The following is a 20,336-nucleotide window of genomic DNA, read 5'->3' as shown; positions in this document are numbered from 1 at the left end:
AGACCGTAAGCTTTAAGCCTGACAAAATTGTAACCCAAACAAAGATGATTATGCTGGAAAATGATTTAAGACGCCACTGGACTACCCTTCATCTTCCCCTTGCAGCTGATGCTTCCCTGGTTGACCATCAATACGCCCAGCTCACCCTGTTGTACAACGGAGAACAACGTTATTATCATAACCTGCTACACCTCCGGCAGCTGATTACCTTGTTGGAAATGCACCGGGAACACATACGGGATGAAGAAATCCTGCTTTGGGCTATCTTCTTCCACGACATTATATATAATGTGCTTTATAAGGATAATGAGGAAAGAAGTGCCAGGGCGGCTGCCGGTTATCTCAGCCAAATTGGTTATCCGCCCGAAAAAATCATGCTTGTCAGTGAGTTTATCTACGCTACCAAAACACATATCAATACCCTGAACAGTCCTGACCTGGATTATTTCCTGGATTTTGACCTGTACATACTGGGCAGTGCACCGGAAGTATACCGCGAATATGCACAACAGATCAGGAACGAATATGGCATTTATCATGACCAGGTATATAACCCCGGCCGGAAAAAGGTATTGCGGCATTTCCTGGAGATGCCTGCCATCTTCCGGACACCTGTTTTCAGGGAGTTATATGAAGAAAATGCCCGTAACAATCTGCGGGCGGAGTTAAACACTTTATAACCGGAATGTATGAAAAGTATAGTAGTTTTTTGCGGCTCCAGTGCGGGTGAGTCGCCTGTTTATATGCAACAGGCCACCATGCTGGGTGAAGCCCTGGCAAAGCGGGGCCTTACGCTTGTATATGGCGGCGCTAACGTAGGCCTGATGGGAGCAGTGGCCGATGGCGCGCTGCAGGCGGGAGGAAAGGTGATAGGCGTACTCCCTCACTTTCTGCAGCAGAAGGAACTGGCACATCAGGGTCTTACCCAATTAATCCTGGTAGATACCATGCACGAACGCAAAACAAAAATGAATGAATTATGTGAGGGCGTGATTGCCTTGCCCGGCGGCTTTGGCACCATGGAAGAGCTGTTTGAAATGCTCACCTGGGGACAACTGGGTTTGCATAAAAAACCCATAGGACTGCTCAATGTAAATGGCTTTTATGATAACCTGATTGCCTTATCAGCCACGATGAGCAGCAATGGCTTTCTTACCGCAGAAAACCGCAATATGCTGTTATGCAGCCATGATATCCATGAATTGCTGGAGAAAATGGAACAATATCAGCCACCCGCCAAATCCAAATGGATTACGCCGGCGCAGAGTTAACCGGCATTACTACCGGCTGTTTTTGTTTTCCACAGCGGCTTTTTCAATTCAAACCTACGCACCAGGCTGACCCTGAAATTGCCGGTACCAAATGTCTGATAGGTATGGGGTATCGGCATACCGCTGCGGGTGTTCATTCCCACATAATGTACCCCGGCAAAATAGCGGCTGGAGTTATATCCCAGTGAGGCGCGTACCGTATTACTGAATTGCAAGCCTACTTTACGGCTGACCTGGCCGTTTTCCAGGAAAAGACTGGTTACGTTACCGCCCAGGCCTGCAGTAAGCGAGAGCGATAAAAAGAAATGCTGGTGTACCACGAAAGTATAGGCATAGCCAACATTGGCAGCCAAAGAGGAAATACCTGTTTTATAATAATGTTCTTCCCGCAGGAAACTGGTATCGGCCATATTGGAAGGCACCAGGGAAGAGTCGCCCTTGACTCTGCCTAAAAACATTTCACCACCTACCAGGAAGGAACCCGCACTTTTTTTCTGGTATTCATTCTGCAGGTTAGGTGCACGATAGGAAAATCTTTTATCGTTGAAAATATATTGTGCATTTAGTCCGAAGTCAATATTCCGGATGTCCGGCCGCTGTGGATACGGGTTTAGTTTAGCATACGCTTTCCCAAATACTTCTTCCGGATTGGCCACATAATAGCCTTTGTAATATTGTCCATAGAAATCTACTACTATTTTGCGGAGATAAATATGTGATTGCAGGTCGATGTATTTTGTTTTTCCGTACTTCTCGTTATGCCGGTTAATAAACGGCAAATTAAAGCCCAGGTTGAGTCCTACAAAGCGGTAATTGGCCCCAAATCCGATATTAAAGGGAGTATTGGGCCGGTAGAGAATATCTTTTTTTTGTTTTCTGTCGAGGATATCGAATTTTGTGTATTTACGGGAGCCATATAGCCTGGCCGTGATATCTTCTGTATGATCTTCTATATAGGCCGTATCGTTTTCCGTTTTCAGCCACTTCCAGAACCGGCCCTGTGCCTGCATTTGAGCAGTAACTGTAACAAATATGACCAGCCATACCAAAATTCGTAGATTCATAAGCGTTGTAGGTTAAATCCAATGTTGATGATCAGGGTAATTCTATTACCTCCAGTTGTTGAATATTGCCTGCATCCACCTGGAAGCGCAGGAGCGTTTTAACTTTATGCCAGCCTTGTTGTCCGCATGCACCCGGGTTCATGTGTAACAAATGAAGTGCCGCGTCGGGCATTACCTTCAAAATATGAGAATGCCCACAGATGAAGAGTTTGGCAGGATGTTGTTTTAATTGTTCCTTCACACCCGGGGCATATTTCCCCGGATAACCACCAATATGTGTCATCATTACCTCTACTCCTTCCACATTAAAGCGGAGGGTTTCCGGGTAACGGATACGTATATCTGCGCCGTCGATATTCCCGTAAACAGCCCTGAAAGGTTTAAAAGCTTCCAGTTTATCTGCCAGATCCACATTGCCGATATCACCGGCATGCCATATCTCATCTACTTCTTCAAAGTACCTGAATACCTGCGGATGCAAATAGCTATGCGTATCCGACATCAGTCCTATTTTTTTCAAGAGAGAATTATATTAATATTTTTTACTTTGTAGTCATATGTCAAAACAGAACACTCCCCATATCACGGCATGTTTGCTGATCTGCTGTCCCGACCGTCCCGGTATAGTAGCTGGCGTATCCCAATTCCTGTACCGGCTGGGTGCAAATATACTGGATGCAAGTCAACACAGCACTGATCCCCGCGAAGGTTTATTTTTTATGAGAATGGAATTCCAGCTGGATGTGCTGGATAAGGCTGCGCTGGAAAGCGCTTTCCAGGAGCAGGTGGCCACCCCGCTGCAAATGGAATGGAAGATAGATTACAGCGACCGGCGTATGCGGATGGCCATCATGGTATCGGCCTATGATCATTGTTTGCTGGAGCTTTTATGGAGATGGAAAAGCGGGGAATTACCCGTAGATATTCCGCTCGTGATCTCGAATCATTCCGTGCTGGAAAAAGAATGCACTGCAATGGATATCCCGTTTCACTACCTGCCGGTAACGGCGGCTACCAAAGCACTACAGGAGCGGGAAGCCATCAGGTTGCTGGAAGAACATGCCATCGATTTTACGGTGCTGGCCAGGTATATGCAGATATTATCCCCAGAATTTGTAAGCCTGTATCCGCAGCGCATCATCAATATTCATCATTCCTTTTTGCCGGCATTTGCAGGGGCACGCCCTTACCTCAACGCCTATACGCGGGGCGTTAAGCTCATTGGCGCTACCGCGCACTATGTCACCAACGAACTGGATGAAGGCCCCATCATTGAACAGGATGTGGCCAGGGTAAGCCACCGGGATACCGTTGAAGACCTGGTGATGCTGGGGCGTGATATTGAACGGCAGGTGCTCACCAGGGCAGTGAAGGCGCATGTCGACAACCGGGTGATCCTGCATGGGAACAAGACCATTGTATTTTAATGGGCGTTTCTCCGCCCAGGATTTTTTTTGCCCGGGATTAAACTGATTTTGATGATTTACATGATTTTTTTATTGTGATTATAACTTGATTTTAAAAGATTCTGGAAGATATCAATATAGATTCGCTTATATCTTCCCGAATCTTTTAAAAATCAAAAAAGAAAAAATCATGTAAATCATCAAAATCAGTTTAATCCCGGGCAAAAAAAATCCTGAGCAAAAAAACTATTTCTGCAGGAACTTAGCCAGTTTCTTCGCGGCTACCGCATATGACTCCGTAATGCGCATGCCGGTATCAAAATCGAACCCCATCATACGACCGGGCGCGTTGTCGACCGTTATTTTAGCCACTACCTTATCCCTGTTGGCGGTTTCCACGATGATTGCTTCCGCATCGATATACGAATTTTTGCGCGCCACCCCCACATTAAAACCAGGCTCTATAAAGGTGGTGTGGAAGATCAGCGTGTAGGTCGCATCCGGGAAGTTCCCTGCTTTTAAATCGCCATTATCATTAAACAGCGAGTCAAATTTAGGCTCGTAGCGGGTGGGCCGGTCGTCTTTCCAGGCTTTGGCCCAGGTATCGCCCTTGCCGGCCTCCTTGTTGTTGTACTCCGTTGTTTTTTTACGGATATAATCGGCTTCGCTGTCTTTGCCAACAGATAAATGATCATACGTAAATTCAACATTGAGTTGTTGCTGACCTTTCAGGACACCCGGATCACCTTCTGTCAGTTTAAGTTTTTGTGCAATGGCGGGGATACAAAGCACCGTTAACAGTACCATGACTGCCATTTTGGGGAGATGTTGCATAACATAACAATTTGAGGCAAAAATATTGAAATTATCAAGACGGGATACATCCCCGGAAATTTTATTTTATCTTTAAAGGAATGCTACAAACAGCCTTATATGATTATCTCCGCAAGGAATGCGATACTGTAACGGATGCATATGCTACCCTGCAGCAGTCTCCCGGCGATGCCGGCGCCATACATGCCATGCGGGTGGGTGTAAAAAAGCTCCGGGCATTTTTTTTACTGGCGAAACAACTGCCGGATTACACTTTCGGCGCCGGCAAACATTTACAAACAGCAAGACTCATACAAACCATAGGCGGCGCTTCCAGGGATACTTACCTCCAGGGAAAGCACCTGCAGGATTATGAAAAAAAATTAAACTGGCGGTTTTCATTTGCGCACCTGTTGTTACAACATAAACAGGCCACTGCAAAGGAAATGCTGGAAACTACCATAAAATACTGCTCTCTAAAAAGGTTAGGATCCCTGCCGGAAAGGTTCCGTAATGCCATATCAGATATGGATCAAACCGAAGCTACCACTGCCCTCAGCAGCTACCTGAAGGACCAGCAGCAACGTATTATACTGCCAACAGGCCGGGCTCATCATACGGTATGGCATGAAGTACGAAAAACAACCAAAACCTTGTTCTATCAGCTCAGCATTATGGAGCAGGTGCTTCCTGCATCGCATACTGAAACATTGCTGGCACACACTAAAAAGGCCGGCGAACTGCTCGGGCAATGGCATGATACCAGCGAACTGCTGCTGTTTACAAAAGCAGCAATAGCGCAACTGAAGAAGGAAAAAATCGCCTTGCCTGTAAAATCATCACGGCTGATACAATTGCTGCAGCTCGATGTAAAAGAGCAACTGGCACAATGCAGGGAGGAGGTGAAACAGCTGATGGCGGCCAGCTTTTAATGCAGCGAATTTTTTCTTGCCCAGGATTAAACTGATTTTGATGATTTACATGATTTTTTTATTGTGATTATAACTTGATTTTAAAAGATTCAGGAAGATATCAATATAGATTCGCTTATATCTTCCCGAATCTTTTAAAAATCAAAAAAGAAAAAAATCATGTAAATCATCAAAATCAGTTTAATCCTGGGCAAGAAAAAATCCTGCGCAAGACTAATCCTGGGCAAGACAAAATTCAACCACTTCAAAAATGAGTGCTGCCGCTAGTTTGGCAGTTCTGTTATCGATATCCAGCGAAGGATTGAGTTCTGCGATATCAATGCCTGCAACCTTTCCACTTTGTAGTATTTTGCGATAGCACTGCAGGAACAAGCCATCCGGCGTAATGCCGTTATAGGCGGTGGCGCTTACGCCCGGTGCGAAGGGCGCTGCAAATACATCCAAGCAGGTGGTGAGATATACTTTATCTACCTGGTCGAGGAAATGTTGTATAGCAGCGAACAGGGTGTCTTTATCATGCAGGTGGAAAGCGTCTGCACTTACATAGGTAGCGTCTTCTTCCCCGGCTATGTTAAACAGCTGCCGGGTATTTCCGTTCTTCTGGATACCCAGTGCGAGGTAATTAAAAGGCTGTCCGGCCTGTTTGCAGTCCCGGGCCAGCTGCCAGAAGCCGGTGCCTGAGCTGGGACCTTCTGCACCTGGAATACGGATATCAAAATGTGCATCGAAGTTGATGAAGCCGGTTTTTTGTTTACCCGCAAAACTGCGGATACCACTGGCATGGCCATACGTAATTTCATGACCACCGCCGAGCAGTAGTGGCAGGTAACCCGCTGTGAGGATAGCTTTCACGGCTTCGCTGAGCATCTGCTGCGCATTTTCCAGTTCGCCGTTGACACAGATCACATCACCGGCATCGAGCAAAACCATTTGTGCGTTAAAGTGAACGGGGAAGTTGGCGATAGCTTTACGGATGGCCGCGGGTCCTTCTGCCGCACCGGTTCTGCCCTTATTGCGGCGCACGCCTTCATCGCAGGCGAAGCCCAGCAGAACAATTCCTTTCTCATCCTTTTGCAGGGCCGGCAATGGCGCCTGTAACAGATCTGCTACTTTAATTACCTGGTGCCAGCGCAGCAGGTCAGGCTCTGTACCATCTATCCGGCCTGTCCACGTAGCGGCGGACGTTGGCTGATAGCTATCCTTTGTTATCATAAATTACAAAACTGGTTCTCCTTTTTTCCATACCATAGCAGGTTTCATTTTACCCTGGTAGTAGAGTATATCCCGGTAGTCGCCGGTAGGATATGCCTGCATATCTGCTGCATATCCCGCCACGAGCTGTCCTGCGTCTTTCAGTTGCAGGGCGGGAGCTGCTCTTACAGTAAGTGCTGCCAGCACTTCTGCTGTGGATAATTTCTCTGCAGCACTCATTACGGCGGCCTGTATCAATAAATCGCCCATAGGCGCTGATCCTGGGTTCCAATCGCTGGCAATAGCCACGCTGGCGCCCGCATTTAATAATTTACGCGCCGGTGCATAATGCATCCCCAACCCTAATGAAGCACCCGGCAAAACTACGGCAACTGTATCGGAATTTGCCAGTAAAGCAATTTCTTTTTCCGTACTGGCTTCCAGGTGGTCCGCCGATAAAGCGCCTGTTTCCACTGCTACAGCGGCGCCGCCGGCACTAAACTGATCGGCATGCACGGTGGCAGCAAATCCCTGTCGCCCGGCCCCCTGCAGAAAACGGGTAGCTGCTGCCACTGAAAAGGCGGTTTCTTCAATAAAGATATCCACCCGGTTACTGAGTTGTTCCTGTTGCAATACCGGCAGCAATTCCGTTAATACCCATTGCAGGTATTCATCTTCCGTTCCTGCATAATCGCGGGGCTTCATATGCGCGGCCAAACAGGTAGACACCAGCGTAGCCCGGGTATGCAGACCCGCCTGTTGTATGGCCCGCAACATTTTCAGCTCGCCTTCCATATTAAGACCGTAACCGCTTTTTACTTCGATGGTGGTCACTCCTTCTTTCAAATGACGGTTGGCACGGGCTACCGTATTTTCTGTCAGTGTAACAGGGTCGGCTATACGTGTTTTGGTAACGGAATCCCATATACCGCCACCAGCACGGGCTATTTCGAGGTAGCTTTTACCGGCAATGCGCATAGCATAATCGCGGTTACGGGTACCGTCGTAACAAATATGTGTATGGCAATCGATAAATCCCGGCAACAGCACCATGGGCGTATCTATGAAAGCGATTTCGCTATCGGGATATTTCTGCAACAGCGACCTGTAATCTGCTATGGCAACGATTTCTCCATTTTCCACTACTACACCGCCTTTCTCTATCACGGTCAACTGCTCATCCTGTAAAGTGCCTTTGAGCGACAGGCCCGCCATAGGCAGGATCTGTGCAAAGGGGCCGATTAACGTTTTCATTCACCTGGTTTTTAAAAGACAACTTGAGATCATTGGTATTCCGCGAGTTTTTTTCTTGCCCAGGATTAGACTGATTTTGATGATTTACAGGATTTTTTTTTCTGTGATTTTGAAAGATTAAAAAAGATTATATCCGCTTATGTCTTCCCAAATCTTTTCAAATCAAAAAAGAAAAAATCCTGTAAATCATCAAAATCAGTCTAATCCTGGGCAAGAAAAAAATCCGCTGCATTAACTAAAAGCTAATGGCTAAAAGCTAAGCCCATATTTCTCTGCCCACTCCTGCGCTTTTTCGTAGCCTGCATCTGCATGGCGGAAAATTCCCAGGGCAGGATCATTATGTAATACTCTCTGCAAACATGCTGCCGCACGATCGGTACCGTCTGCCAGCACTACCATACCGGCATGTTGCGAATAACCCATTCCTACGCCGCCGCCATGATGGAAAGATACCCAGGTAGCGCCACCGCCTGTGTTGGCCATCAGGTTCAGCAGGGTCCAGTCGCTCACGGCATCAGAGCCATCTTTCATGGATTCGGTTTCCCGGTTCGGAGAAGCAACGGAGCCACAGTCGAGGTGATCACGGCCAATAACAATGGGCGCCTTTACTTTACCTGTTCTTACCAGCTCATTGAAGATAAGCCCTGCTTTTTCACGTTCGCCCATACCCAGCCAACAAATGCGGGCGGGCAATCCCTGGAAGGCCACTTTTTCCCTGGCTTTTTGCAGCCAGTTGATCAGGTGGGTATTTTCCGGGAATGCTGCTATCAACGCCTGGTCGGTGGTATAAATATCTTCCGGATCACCGGAAAGGGCTACCCAGCGGAACGGGCCTTTGCCTTCACAAAACAGCGGACGGATGTATGCCGGTGTGAATCCGGGGAAATTAAATGCGTTGGGTTCTCCGCCTTCACGGGCAAATTCACGCAGGTTGTTACCATAGTCAAACGTGATGGCGCCTTTCTGCTGCAGCTGCAACATAAAGCCTACGTGACGGGCCATGCTTTTGAGCGACAGCTCCCGGTAAGCCGCAGCATCATTTTTACGCAGGTCCAGTGCGGCGGCCAGCGTCATACCGTTGGGTACGTAACCATTCAGCGGATCGTGGGCCGAGGTCTGATCAGTGAGGATGTCGGGGATAATGTTGTCTTTCAACATACGTTCCAGCATATCACCTGCGTCGCTGACCAAACCGATAGACAAAGCCTCTCCTTTCTCCTGTGCTGCTTTGGCCCATTGGATGGCTTCCTCGTAAGAGTAGGTCATGCGGTCAATATAGCGGGTGTCCAGTCTTTTCTGGATACGGGTAGGGTCAATATCAGCGCCGATAAATACTGCTCCGGCCATAGTCGCGGCCAGTGGCTGTGCGCCGCCCATACCGCCTATACCCGCGGTCACCAACAGTTTGCCGGCGAGGTTACCGTTAAAATGTTGCCGGCCGCATTCCATAAAGGTTTCATAGGTACCCTGCAGGATGCCTTGTGTACCGATATAGATCCAGCTGCCTGCGGTCATCTGGCCGTACATCATCAGTCCTTTGGAACGCAACTCATTGAAGTGTTCCCAGGTAGCCCATTTGGGTACCAGGTTACTATTAGCCAGCATTACGCGGGGCGCCTGCGGATGCGTGCGTACAATGCCTACCGGTTTACCGGATTGTACCAGCAGGGAGTGGTCATCATCCAGTTCCAGCAGTATGTTTATAATTTTCTGCAGTGCTTCCCTGTTACGGGCGGCCTGCCCGATACCGCCGTATACCACCAGTTCATCCGGGTTTTCGGCTACTGCTGCATCAAGGTTGTTGAGCAACATACGTAAAGGCGCTTCGGTTTGCCAGGATCTGGCATGCAGCTGTGCACCATGCGGCGCTTTATAATGCGGGTGTGCTGCATATGTTTTAATAAAGTCCAAACTGGTCATTATAAAGTCCGTTTAAGTTAAGTTGATGTTGGGCCGCAGCATCGTTGGCTACGCGCACCAGTGATTGATTGGTGATGATAGTATGCAGTGCCGCAATATCATTGGCGAAGATGCGGTCTTTGGTAGCAAAGGATACTTTATCGCGGGTATACTTGTGTACGGCTTCCAGTACCGGGCCCGATTTCAGCGGACGGCGGAAATCTACGGCCTGTGCGGCATACAGCAACTCTATGGCGAGGATATATTCCAGGTTGCTGATCACCTGGTTTAGTTTACGGCCACTGATGGAACCCATGGATACATGATCTTCCTGTCCCAGTGAAGTGGGCACGCTGTCTGCGCTGGCGGGGAAGCACAGCGTTTTATTTTCTGTTACCAGGGCGGCGGTGGTATACTGCGGAATCATGAAGCCCGAGTTCAGACCGGCATCCTGTATCAGCAGCTTTGGCAGTCCGTATCTCCCTTCAATCATCATATAACAACGCCTGTCGGAGATATTACCCAGTTCCGCGGCTGCCACGGTGGCGTAGTCCAGCGGCAGAGCCATCGGTTGCCCGTGGAAGTTACCACCACTGATAGTATCTTCTGCACTAAAAATAATCGGGTTATCTGTTACGGCATTCAATTCAATGGTGGTGAGCTCCTGCAGGTGCTGCCATGCAGTGCGGGAAGCGCCATGAACCTGTGGCATACAGCGCAGGGAGTAAGGGTCCTGCACGCGGCCGCAGTCTACATGCGACGACATGATCTCAGAATGGTCCAGCAGTGTTTTCAAACGATGCGCTACCAGCTGGTTACCGGGAAACGGGCGGATGGCATGTAAACGCGGATCAAAAGGTTTGGCGGTGCCCATCAGTCCTTCAAGAGATAAAGCCCCGATGATATCGGCTGCTTCCAGGGCGTTGTGCAAACGCTGCACTGCTTTTACGGCAAACGACAGGATAAACTGGGTACCATTGATGAGCGCCAGGCCTTCCTTTGGTCCCAGTACTACAGGAGCAATGCCTTCCTGCTGCATCATTTGAGCGGTATCCGTTTTCTGCCCTTTATACCATACGTGTCCCAGGCCTATGAGTGGCAGGAACAGGTGCGACAGGGGCGCCAGGTCGCCGGATGCGCCTACAGAGCCTTTTTCAGGCACCAGTGGTGTTATGTGATGATCAATATGCCAGATAATTCTTTCCAGGGTAGACAATGCCGCACCTGAAAATCCCTGTGCCAGCGCATGTACTTTGGTGATAAGCATGATGCGGGCAATTTCTTCCGGGATAGGTTCTCCTACACCTACGCTATGGCTTTGCAGGATGTTGTACTGCAGGGCGCGGGTATCTTCTTCCGAAATTTTGGTATCACACAAGGGGCCGAAGCCCGTGTTGATGCCATATACCGTGGTATGGTGTGCTACGATGGTTTGTACATACCCGAAGCTGGTTTGTACGCGGGTAATTACTTCCGGTACCAGTATCCCCTTCACTTTGCCGGCAGCGATGTCGATGGCTGTAGCAACCGTGAGCTGGTCAATACCGTACTTAAAAATATCACTCATGATCGGTAGATTTTTCTGGTGTATGATGTATTATAGTTGTTGTTTAATTCTTTCTGCCAACGACTTTTGCTGCACGGATTGTTCAATTTGTGCGATGGCTGCCAGTACCTGCTGGCTTTGTTTGTTTTCCATTACCAGTTCATTCATCGCTTCGGTGATGGCGTCCCAAACGGGTTGTATCTGTTGCAGCAGTTCTTCTCCTTTTTTGGAAAAAGCCACCAGCTGTCGGCGGCCATCTTCCTTACAAGGCGTTGTTTTCAACAGCCCTTTCTTCTTAAGGTTGGTGACCATCTGGCTAACCGCCGAGTGGGAAATTTCCAGCTGATCTGAAATATCTATCATGGGTACCGGCTGTTGTTTCGACAACAGGTAAAACACCGGAAACCAGCTGGCATCAAAGGGAATCCCGGCCTGTTCGTATACTTTATTTACTTCCATCAGGAAATATTCACTGAGGCGGCGCAGGCGGCTGCCGAAAACCAGGTAGCCTAATGATGGATAGAATGACATAAGGAAGAATTACGAATTACGGATTGATAAATGAGACATAATCGAATATGACTATGTGTTGTTATTAATTTATATAAGCGCTTATACAATATTACAAAAGAAAAATGAAATACTATCGCGGAAATTAAATTATATAAGCACTTATATAATATAATGAAAGAAAAACGAATAGGACAGGTCAGCAGTTAATATTCGTTATAATCTTCCAACCTTTCTTAATCCGTAATCCGTAATTCTTTACTTTGCTGTTTGCTTCTTTTTGATATCGAACCAGAGCGGGGAAGTATCGGATACATCTCCATTATAGTTAATAAAGAGCTCCTCTCCTTTTTTAATATCCCGGAGGGTGATGATGCTCATGGTTTCTTCGGTGAAGTCCATTTCATATTCACAGTTGGGATGGTAATCGTGGTTATAGATAGAACAGAAACCTAAAGCCACACAAGAACGCGTTTCCTTTACGCCCCAGAGAAAAATATAGTTATGGAGTCTTGTCTGGTCCACAATTTCAGTATCATCGTAAGAGAGAACGAGCACAGGTGAAGTCTCTATTCTTGTTCCGGCCGGGATCTTTTCCTTCGTGTAGACTCCTCTGCCTCTTCCCTTCGACTTATCAATGTACAAGTACGGCTTTATCATAGCGCAATTTCAAAATAAAAGAAGACGTAAAGTAAAGTTAAAGGAAGAAGTTATCAAAATCATGTTTAAAAAATTTAGGTTTGCGGCCCGGAAATTATTTTTTTTGCCTTTTATCAAGCAATATATATGATCAATTATAACCCAAAAGAGTGGTTTACCTTTATTTTCCGCATCCACAAAGCTGATACTGTCAGGAAGCTGTTTCCTATGTTCGTGGCGCTTTCTATCTATTCGGCCATAATCGCCTGGCTGGAGCTGGAGGTCTGGAAGCTGTCGTCTAACAGTGAGCTCAAAAATATTTCGCTGATGCATGGCCTGCTGGGCTTTGTGATATCGCTGTTGCTGGTATTCCGTACCAACACCGCCTATGACCGCTGGTGGGAAGGCCGCCGGCAATGGGGGGCGCTGGTTAACAGCAGCCGCAACCTCGCTATCAAAATACAGGCGATGCTGCCGGCCAATAATACAGCCGACAGGCTTTTCTTTAAGGTCATGATCCCGAATTTTGCCTATGGCCTGAAAAACCATCTGCGGAAAACCTATATCCATGACGAGATGGAAGCTATCCCCGGACAGGAGCCACTTCATACGGATATCGGTAAACATGTGCCTAACCAGCTGGCACAGCAAATCACCAGCAAAACCATGGAACTGTACCGCAGCGGGCAGATCACCGGTGATCAGCTGATCCTGTTAAACACTGAGCTACAGTCGTTCGCCGACGTATGCGGCGCCTGCGAGCGGATTAAAAACACCCCGATCCCTTTCTCCTACAGCGTTTTCATCAAGAAGTTCATATTCTTTTATGTAATGTCCATGCCATTTGGATATGTATTCAGCCTGGGCTACCTGATCATCCCGATGATTGTGTTCATTTTCTTTGTACTGGCCAGCCTGGAACTGATTGCAGAGGAAATTGAGGATCCGTTTGGCAAAGATGCCAACGATCTGCCTGTCGATACGATTTGCAGCAATATCCGGCTGCATGTGTCAGAATTATTATAACGACTGCCCCGGCAGCGTGCTATTTTAACTTATTTTCGCAGATAGAGGCAATTGTACATGGAAAATGAAGCTTTACTGGAGAAATTCCAGACACTGACAGATGAGAAAAGTTACCGCGAACTGTCAGTTTACCTGGACGACCAGCTGATAACGGATATAGCCGAACTGATTCACGAAGACCCCGATGCCAGTGATATCATCTTTAACAACCTGTCGATCAGCAGAGCGGCAGCGGCTTTCCGTATCCTGGACTTTCCCCTGCAGGAAGATGTGATCCGCAAGTTGTCGGCCGCCAAAATAGCGGAGCTGATGAACGAATTGCCGGCGGATGACCGTACCGCCTTCCTGGAAGAGCTTCCCAGCGAAGCGGTAAAAGAACTGATCAAACTGCTCGACCCCGAAGAACGCCGCATTACGCTGTCGCTCCTTGGCTACAAGGAAAACAGTGTAGGCCGTATCATGACCCCCGATTACATTGCAGTACGGGAAGAGTGGACAGTAAAGCAGGTGCTGAACTATATCCGTGAACATGGAAAAGACAGTGAAACGATCGATGTTATCTATGTAATTGATGAAAAGGGGTACCTGCTGGACGACTTCCGTATCCGGGAATTCCTGCTGGTATCGCCCGATACCGTGGTACATACGCTGATGGATGACCGCTTTGTATCCCTGCATGCCAACGACGGACAGGAAGAGGCCATACAGGTTTTCCGGATGGAAAACAGGGTAGCCTTACCCGTAGTCGACGACCAGGGTATATTGCTGGGCATTGTGACCATCGACGATATGTTATGGATCGCGAACGAAGAACATACAGAAGATATCCAGAAGATAGGTGGTACCGAGGCCCTGGATGAGCCTTACCTCGATATGCCCATCTTCCGGCTCATAAAAAAACGCGTAGGCTGGCTGGTAGTATTATTTATAGGAGAGATGCTGACCGCTACTGCCATGGGATTTTTTGAAGACGAAATTGCCAAGGCCGTGGTGCTGGCGCTGTTTGTTCCCCTGATCATTTCCAGTGGAGGTAACAGCGGCTCCCAGGCATCCACCCTGATTATACAGGCGATGGCCCTCGGCGAAATCACGGTGGGCGACTGGTGGCGCGTGATGCGCCGTGAAATCATTTCCGGTCTTATACTCGGTGGGGCACTGGGCCTTATTGGCTTTATCCGTATCCTGCTCTGGAATACATTGTTCCATACTTATGGTGCGCACACCGTGCTGATAGGCGCCACCGTAGGTATCTCCCTTGTAGGCGTGGTGTTATGGGGCACCCTTTCGGGATCCATGCTCCCCCTGCTGCTCAAGAAATGCGGTGCGGATCCGGCCACCTCTTCGGCTCCTTTCGTGGCTACGCTCGTGGATGTAACGGGGTTGCTGATTTACTTCACGGTGGCATATACTTTAATGAAGGGCATCCTCCTGTAACTTTTTCTTGCCCAGGATTTTTTCTTGCCCAGGATTAGACTGATTATGATGATTTACATGATTTTTTCTTTTTGATTTTAAAAGATTAAGGAAGATATCAGCAAATTATTGCCTACATCTTTCTTAATCTTTTAAAATCAAATTATAATCACAAGAAAAAATCATGTAAATCATCATAATCAGTCTAATCCTGGGCAAGAAAAAATCCTGGGCAAGAAAAAAAACTAATAAGATACCTCCTTCAACGTAGTCCCGTCTTTGTTTTTTCGCACAATGAACAGCCGGTTGTATTCATTTTCCCCGATCGAATCAATATGCGGGCTGGCCCTCAGGCTGCGTAACAGGGGGATAATAGTATTGGAATGTCCTACTACCAGGATGCGTTTGCCCCAGTCTTCATGCCGGGTTACCTGGTAAATAAAGGCTTCACCGGTAGTATCAGCTGCATAGAAGCAGGTATCGAGGTGGAGGCGGATCCGGACACTGTCGGCCGTAGCCATCGTTCTTTTATAAGGAGTGATATAGATTTTATTAAGCCCGGAGTCTTTCAGCAGCCGGTATAGCGCGCCTGCTCTTTCCTGGCCGGCCGCCGTTAAGGTGGAATCAGGACCGGGATTTCTTTCCGCATGCCTGATCACATAAAAGGTTCCTGTTAAAAACGTGGTGTCTTCTGATACCTGTACCTGCTGCCGTACAGGTCTTTTGGGCTTGCAGGCCACAAAAAGCAAGAGGGAAAGTAATACAGGTATGCGCATAAACCGGATTTAGAGCAGTTGGCAACGGTACGTCCATCCAAAAGTTACGGCAATTTATGATTAAACCGTTACATTTATTCCCCAACAAAATAATGAACCACTATGAGAAAATGGGTATTACCCGCCATTATTTTTTTATCAGCCAACCGCATCTTTGCCCAACAGGCAGGCCCGCTTACGGTAGAAAAGATCATGCGCGATCCTAAATGGATAGGAACTTCTCCTGATAATATTTTCTGGGGTACCGACAACCAGACGGTTTATTTCAGCTGGAACCCCGATAAACAATTGACCGACTCCCTTTACTATGCCGGTATTAAAAACAATGCACCCCGTAAAACCGATGCCGGAGAACGCGGTCTTATAGAAGCCCGGTCTTCCGGTACTTATAATACAGATAAAACATTACTGGCCTATAGCTACCAGGGCGATATTTATTTACTGGAGATAAAAACCGGTAAAACCACCCGTATCACCAATACTACTGCCACTTCTGTCAACCCGGTATTTAGCTTTGGCGGGAAACAGGTGGTATTTCAGCAAAACCGCGACCTGTATGCCTGGGACCGCACATCAGGGCTGATCAGCCAGCTCACCAGCTTTGCTACCGGCAGCAAGCCGGCCAGCAAAGACGAAAGCCAGGCGGGTACCGCAGAAGAAAAATTCCTGAAAGCGCAGCAGCTGGAGCTGATGGACATTGTACGGGACAAAAAAGCACGTACGGATGCCGCCACCGCGTTTAATAAGGCCCATGAAATTAAACCACTGCGACAGCTGTATCTCGAAAATAAAAGATTAATGAACGTACAAATCAGTCCGGACGGGCGTTTCATTACCTACAGTCTTTTCACCGCTCCTACCGATGCCCGTAATACCATTGTACCCGAATTTGTAACCGCCTCGGGATATACTACGGATATCCCTGCCCGTGATAAAGTAGGTGCGCCACAGGGTACTTTCGAAAGTTATGTATATGACCGGAACCGCGATACTGTATTTCCCGTTAAAACAACAGACCTGCCGGGGATCAAAGATCAGCCTGATTACGTAAAAGACTATACGAAAAAAGATACTCCCGGCGTGAGGAACGTGATCATCAACGGTCCGTACTGGTCCGATCAGGGCACGCATGCTATTGCAGATATCCGCTCGCTCGATAATAAGGACCGCTGGATTGTACTGCTCGACGCCGCCACCGGCGCCGTAAAAACGTTGAACCGGCAGCGGGACGAAGCCTGGGTAGCAGGCCCCGGCATCGGCTGGACCATGGGTGGCGCCAATATTGGCTGGATAGATGAAAACACCTGCTGGTTCCAGTCAGAAGCTACCGGCTATTCCCATTTATACACCGCATCTGTCAGCAGCGGAACTGTAACACCACTCACCAGTGGCAACTATGAAGTACAGGAAGCGGCATTGTCGCCCGACAAAAAATACTTTTACATTACCACCAATGAAGTACATCCCGGTGAAAAACAGTTTTATCGTATAGGCGTTCGTGGTGGTAAGGCAGAAAGAATTACGGCGATGCAGGGTGCAAATGAAGTGAGTGTTTCTCCCGACGGCAAATGGATTGCTTACCGTTATTCCTATTCCAACAAGCCCTGGGAGCTGTATCTGCAGCCTAATACGCCGGGAGCAAAGGCTATGCAGGTGACCGACAAGGGTCAGTCCGACGAATTTAAAACCTATGCATGGCGTGATCCGCAGGTGATTACCTTCATGGCGCGCGACCAGCAACCGGTGTATGCGCGCTTATATACGCCCGATCCGGCAAAAAATAACGGGGCGGCTGTTATCTTTGTGCATGGCGCCGGATATTTGCAGAACGCCCATAAATGGTGGAGCAGTTATTTCCGCGAATACATGTTTCATAACCTGCTTACCGATAAAGGTTATACGGTGCTTGATATGGATTATCGCGGCAGCGCCGGCTATGGCCGCAACTGGCGTACCGGCATCTATCGGTATATGGGTGGCAAGGATCTGGATGATGAAGTAGACGGCGCAAAATATCTGGCAGAAAAATTGCAGGTGGACGCGCAACGCATCGGTATCTATGGTGGTAGTTATGGCGGATTTATGACATTAATGGCCATGTTTACCAAACCCGGTGTGTTTGCAGCCGGTGCCGCTTTACGCTCAGTTACAGACTGGGCGCATTACAACCACGGTTATACCAGTAATATACTGAATGAACCATTTACAGACAGTATTGCTTACCGCCGCTCCTCTCCCATCTACTATGCAGATGGGCTGAAAGGTAAATTACTGATGTGTCATGGTATGATCGACACCAATGTGCACTTCCAGGATATTGTACGTTTATCACAGCGTTTAATTGAATTGGGAAAAAATAACTGGGAGCTGGCAGTGTTTCCGGTGGAAGATCACGGATTTACTACGCCCAGTAGCTGGACAGATGAATATAAAAGAATACTTTTGCTGTTCGAGAGTTCGCTCTTGAAATGATGAAGCATTTTAAATTTTTTTATTTAGTCCGCTAGATAGAAATATATAAAGGGAATACAGTGAATGATGCAGGTGAATGTTAAGTTATCTTAATTTTCATCGGGATCGTTCCCCGTATTCCCTTTTTCATTTTACATTAGGAGCCACGTAGAATGTAATGCAGACCATATCTTAACTTAAACAATATTCACATTTCCTGATGTGATTTTAACATTTTATGCGATATTGCAATGATAAACCTTAGCACAAATCCAAAAACCTTATGTGTGGAATCGTAGCTTATATCGGGCAGAGAGAAGCCTACCCGGTAGTATTAAAAGGCCTCAAAAGACTGGAATACCGCGGATACGACAGCGCGGGTGTAGCCCTGATCAATAACGGGCTGCAGGTATACAAAAGAAAAGACAAAGTAGCAGCGCTGGAAGAATTCGTAGCAGGCAAAGATATGCGCAGTCATATCGCCATCGGGCATACCCGCTGGGCCACACATGGAGAGCCTTGCGACCGCAATGCCCACCCCCACCTGTCAGGTGATGGTAAACTGGCCATGATCCACAATGGTATCATCGAAAACTACGTTCAGCTGAAACAGGAACTGATCAACCAGGGCCATACTTTTAAGAGCGATACCGACACCGAAGTACTGCTGCACTTCATTGAAGAAATCAAAAAACAAAACCAGTGTTCCCTGGAAGAAGCCCTGCGCATCGCTTTAAAGCGTGTGGTTGGTGCTTATGTAATTGTATTGATAGATGAAGATAACCCGGATACACTGATAGCAGCCCGTAAGGGAAGTCCGTTGGTAATAGGCGTGGGTAAAGGAGAACATTTCCTGGCATCAGACGCTTCCCCCATTATCGAATACACGAAAGAAGTAGTGTATGTAAACGACTATGAAATAGCTATTATCAAGGCGGATGAGCTGATCCTCAAAAATATTTCCAATGAAAGGCAAACGCCTTACATACAGAAGCTGGACATAGAACTGGCCGCTATTGAAAAAGGCGGTTACGATCATTTCATGCTGAAGGAAATATTTGAACAGCCACAAACCATTTTCGATAGTTTGCGCGGCCGTTTGGATGCCAAACATGGTACGCTTACCATGGGTGGTATGCGCGAATACGCCGATATACTCAGTAATGCCAAACGCATCATAATAGTGGCCTGCGGTACTTCCTGGCATGCAGGACTGGTAGCGGAATACATGATTGAAGAATTATGCCGCATACCGGTAGAGGTAGAATATGCCTCTGAATTCCGTTACCGCAACCCGGTGGTAGGCGAAGGCGATGTAATCATTGCCGTATCCCAGTCGGGCGAAACAGCCGATACCCTGGTAGCCATTGAAAGCGCCAAGGAAAAAGGCGCTATCATCCTGGGGGTTTGTAACGTAGTAGGTTCTTCTATTGCGCGTCTTTCCCATGCAGGCGCCTATACACACGCAGGACCTGAAATCGGCGTTGCCAGCACCAAGGCATTTACGGCCCAGCTGGCGGTACTTTGCCTGGTAGGCCTGAAACTGGCGGCAGACAAAGGCACCATTTCTTCCCAACGTTTTCAGCACCTGCTGGATGAACTGGACCAGGTACCCGAAAAAGTAGCTACCGCACTTAAACTCGACGACCAGATCAAAGGCATCGCCGATAAATATAAAGATGCACGTGATTTCCTTTACCTGGGCCGCGGATATAACTTCCCGGTTGCCCTGGAAGGAGCCCTGAAACTGAAAGAAATTTCCTACATCCATGCGGAAGGCTACCCTGCCGCAGAAATGAAACATGGCCCCATTGCCCTGGTAGATGAACACCTTCCGGTAGTAATTGTAGCCACGAAAGACAGCTACTACGAAAAAGTAGTGTCTAATATTCAGGAAATCAAAGCCCGTAAAGGCAAGGTAATAGCGGTTGTAACAGAAGGCGATACCACCATTCCCCCTATGGCGGATGATGTAATTTTTGTGCCTGCGGCAGATGAAATGGTAGCACCCATCATCTCTGTAATACCATTACAGCTGCTCGCTTACCATATAGGCGTATTAAAAGGTCTGGATGTAGATAAACCCAGGAATCTTGCGAAATCTGTGACAGTAGAATAAACAGCTTTTAGCCATTAGCTGTTAGC

General features: G+C 47.7%; 18 protein-coding genes. 8 read left to right on the top strand and 10 right to left on the bottom strand.

All coding sequences use genetic code 11. From position 1 onward, the window contains the following. Window positions 1-50 precede the first annotated feature (50 nt). Entirely contained in the window at window positions 51-680 is a 630-nt protein-coding gene (locus KE626_RS11805) for an HD domain-containing protein (protein ID WP_211973094.1), read from the top strand. Between the two features lie 9 nt (window positions 681-689). Next, window positions 690-1,271, top strand: a complete 582-nt coding sequence (locus KE626_RS11800) for an LOG family protein (protein WP_211973093.1) — start codon at window positions 690-692, stop codon at window positions 1,269-1,271. On the opposite strand, the gene KE626_RS11795 is transcribed toward KE626_RS11800, so the two are convergent. Further along, window positions 1,268-2,335, bottom strand: coding sequence for a DUF4421 domain-containing protein (locus KE626_RS11795; RefSeq protein ID WP_211973092.1), 1,068 nt, complete (start codon window positions 2,333-2,335; stop codon window positions 1,268-1,270). The genes KE626_RS11800 and KE626_RS11795 overlap by 4 nt on opposite strands. A 31-nt stretch (window positions 2,336-2,366) precedes the next feature. After that, window positions 2,367-2,855 carry a metallophosphoesterase family protein gene (locus KE626_RS11790; RefSeq protein WP_211973091.1) on the bottom strand — a complete coding sequence of 163 codons (489 nt, stop codon included), beginning with the start codon at window positions 2,853-2,855 and terminating at the stop codon, window positions 2,367-2,369. Between the two features lie 37 nt (window positions 2,856-2,892). Between KE626_RS11790 and purU the strand changes: the two genes are divergently transcribed. Beyond that, complete coding sequence (gene purU, locus KE626_RS11785; protein WP_211973090.1) at window positions 2,893-3,762, top strand: formyltetrahydrofolate deformylase; 870 nt, start codon at window positions 2,893-2,895, stop codon at window positions 3,760-3,762. A 225-nt stretch (window positions 3,763-3,987) separates the two neighbouring features. Here the strand turns inward: purU and KE626_RS11780 are convergent, their stop codons facing one another. Then, window positions 3,988-4,575: a hypothetical protein gene (locus KE626_RS11780; protein WP_211973089.1), complete on the bottom strand. Its 588-nt coding sequence runs from the start codon at window positions 4,573-4,575 to the stop codon at window positions 3,988-3,990. Window positions 4,576-4,655: 80 nt separating this feature from the next. Here KE626_RS11780 and KE626_RS11775 point away from each other — a divergent pair, with 80 nt between their 5' ends. Further along, the gene (locus KE626_RS11775; protein ID WP_211973088.1) at window positions 4,656-5,486 is read left to right on the top strand and encodes a CHAD domain-containing protein; all 831 of its coding nucleotides are present in this window, start codon (window positions 4,656-4,658) and stop codon (window positions 5,484-5,486) included. 213 nt (window positions 5,487-5,699) lie between these two features. Here the strand turns inward: KE626_RS11775 and hutG are convergent, their stop codons facing one another. The 6 genes from hutG to KE626_RS11745 form a co-directional block, all read right to left on the bottom strand. Next, window positions 5,700-6,698, bottom strand: coding sequence for a formimidoylglutamase (gene hutG / locus KE626_RS11770; RefSeq protein ID WP_211973087.1), 999 nt, complete (start codon window positions 6,696-6,698; stop codon window positions 5,700-5,702). Window positions 6,699-6,701: 3 nt separating this feature from the next. After that, window positions 6,702-7,931: an imidazolonepropionase gene (gene hutI, locus KE626_RS11765; protein ID WP_249207411.1), complete on the bottom strand. Its 1,230-nt coding sequence runs from the start codon at window positions 7,929-7,931 to the stop codon at window positions 6,702-6,704. Between the two features lie 249 nt (window positions 7,932-8,180). Then, window positions 8,181-9,851: a urocanate hydratase gene (gene hutU, locus KE626_RS11760; RefSeq protein WP_211973086.1), complete on the bottom strand. Its 1,671-nt coding sequence runs from the start codon at window positions 9,849-9,851 to the stop codon at window positions 8,181-8,183. Beyond that, on the bottom strand, window positions 9,829-11,397 hold the full coding sequence (hutH, locus tag KE626_RS11755; protein ID WP_211973085.1) for a histidine ammonia-lyase: 1,569 nt from the start codon (window positions 11,395-11,397) through the stop codon (window positions 9,829-9,831). Before hutH ends, hutU begins: the two co-directional genes overlap by 23 nt. 30 nt (window positions 11,398-11,427) lie before the next feature. Continuing rightward, window positions 11,428-11,907, bottom strand: coding sequence for a MarR family winged helix-turn-helix transcriptional regulator (locus tag KE626_RS11750; protein WP_211973084.1), 480 nt, complete (start codon window positions 11,905-11,907; stop codon window positions 11,428-11,430). A 237-nt stretch (window positions 11,908-12,144) separates the two neighbouring features. Next, window positions 12,145-12,546 (bottom strand): SET domain-containing protein, encoded by a 402-nt coding sequence (locus KE626_RS11745; RefSeq protein WP_211973083.1) that lies wholly within the window; start codon window positions 12,544-12,546, stop codon window positions 12,145-12,147. Window positions 12,547-12,672: 126 nt separating this feature from the next. Here KE626_RS11745 and KE626_RS11740 point away from each other — a divergent pair, with 126 nt between their 5' ends. Continuing rightward, window positions 12,673-13,551, top strand: coding sequence for a bestrophin family protein (locus tag KE626_RS11740; protein ID WP_211973082.1), 879 nt, complete (start codon window positions 12,673-12,675; stop codon window positions 13,549-13,551). 57 nt (window positions 13,552-13,608) lie between these two features. Next, a complete protein-coding gene (mgtE, locus tag KE626_RS11735) occupies window positions 13,609-14,985 on the top strand; it encodes a magnesium transporter (RefSeq protein ID WP_211973081.1) in 1,377 nt (458 codons plus the stop codon). Window positions 14,986-15,209: 224 nt separating this feature from the next. Here mgtE and KE626_RS11730 read toward each other — a convergent pair whose 3' ends face one another. After that, on the bottom strand, window positions 15,210-15,740 hold the full coding sequence (locus tag KE626_RS11730) for a histidine phosphatase family protein (protein ID WP_211973080.1): 531 nt from the start codon (window positions 15,738-15,740) through the stop codon (window positions 15,210-15,212). 102 nt (window positions 15,741-15,842) lie between these two features. Between KE626_RS11730 and KE626_RS11725 the strand changes: the two genes are divergently transcribed. Together KE626_RS11725 and glmS are read left to right on the top strand one after the other, a co-directional pair. Next, window positions 15,843-18,212 (top strand): S9 family peptidase, encoded by a 2,370-nt coding sequence (locus KE626_RS11725; protein ID WP_211973079.1) that lies wholly within the window; start codon window positions 15,843-15,845, stop codon window positions 18,210-18,212. A 262-nt stretch (window positions 18,213-18,474) separates the two neighbouring features. Then, window positions 18,475-20,310, top strand: a complete 1,836-nt coding sequence (gene glmS, locus KE626_RS11720) for a glutamine--fructose-6-phosphate transaminase (isomerizing) (RefSeq protein ID WP_211973078.1) — start codon at window positions 18,475-18,477, stop codon at window positions 20,308-20,310. Window positions 20,311-20,336: the final 26 nt, after the last annotated feature.

It is taken from the genome of Chitinophaga hostae, assembly GCF_018224885.1.
GTDB lineage: Bacteria > Bacteroidota > Bacteroidia > Chitinophagales > Chitinophagaceae > Chitinophaga > Chitinophaga hostae.
Note: the sequence above shows the minus strand (reverse complement) of the source record. Positions and strands in the feature narration are given on the sequence as shown.

Coding starts and splice junctions, on each gene's coding strand:
- KE626_RS11805 (WP_211973094.1), top strand. CDS start 51: ATGCTGGAAAATGATTTAAGACGCCACTGGACTACCCTTCATCTTCCC.
- KE626_RS11800 (WP_211973093.1), top strand. CDS start 690: ATGAAAAGTATAGTAGTTTTTTGCGGCTCCAGTGCGGGTGAGTCGCCT.
- KE626_RS11795 (WP_211973092.1), bottom strand. CDS start 2,335: ATGAATCTACGAATTTTGGTATGGCTGGTCATATTTGTTACAGTTACT.
- purU (WP_211973090.1), top strand. CDS start 2,893: ATGTCAAAACAGAACACTCCCCATATCACGGCATGTTTGCTGATCTGC.
- KE626_RS11780 (WP_211973089.1), bottom strand. CDS start 4,575: ATGCAACATCTCCCCAAAATGGCAGTCATGGTACTGTTAACGGTGCTT.
- KE626_RS11775 (WP_211973088.1), top strand. CDS start 4,656: ATGCTACAAACAGCCTTATATGATTATCTCCGCAAGGAATGCGATACT.
- hutG (WP_211973087.1), bottom strand. CDS start 6,698: ATGATAACAAAGGATAGCTATCAGCCAACGTCCGCCGCTACGTGGACA.
- hutI (WP_249207411.1), bottom strand. CDS start 7,931: ATGAAAACGTTAATCGGCCCCTTTGCACAGATCCTGCCTATGGCGGGC.
- hutU (WP_211973086.1), bottom strand. CDS start 9,851: ATGACCAGTTTGGACTTTATTAAAACATATGCAGCACACCCGCATTAT.
- hutH (WP_211973085.1), bottom strand. CDS start 11,397: ATGAGTGATATTTTTAAGTACGGTATTGACCAGCTCACGGTTGCTACA.
- KE626_RS11750 (WP_211973084.1), bottom strand. CDS start 11,907: ATGTCATTCTATCCATCATTAGGCTACCTGGTTTTCGGCAGCCGCCTG.
- KE626_RS11745 (WP_211973083.1), bottom strand. CDS start 12,546: ATGATAAAGCCGTACTTGTACATTGATAAGTCGAAGGGAAGAGGCAGA.
- KE626_RS11740 (WP_211973082.1), top strand. CDS start 12,673: ATGATCAATTATAACCCAAAAGAGTGGTTTACCTTTATTTTCCGCATC.
- mgtE (WP_211973081.1), top strand. CDS start 13,609: ATGGAAAATGAAGCTTTACTGGAGAAATTCCAGACACTGACAGATGAG.
- KE626_RS11730 (WP_211973080.1), bottom strand. CDS start 15,740: ATGCGCATACCTGTATTACTTTCCCTCTTGCTTTTTGTGGCCTGCAAG.
- KE626_RS11725 (WP_211973079.1), top strand. CDS start 15,843: ATGAGAAAATGGGTATTACCCGCCATTATTTTTTTATCAGCCAACCGC.
- glmS (WP_211973078.1), top strand. CDS start 18,475: ATGTGTGGAATCGTAGCTTATATCGGGCAGAGAGAAGCCTACCCGGTA.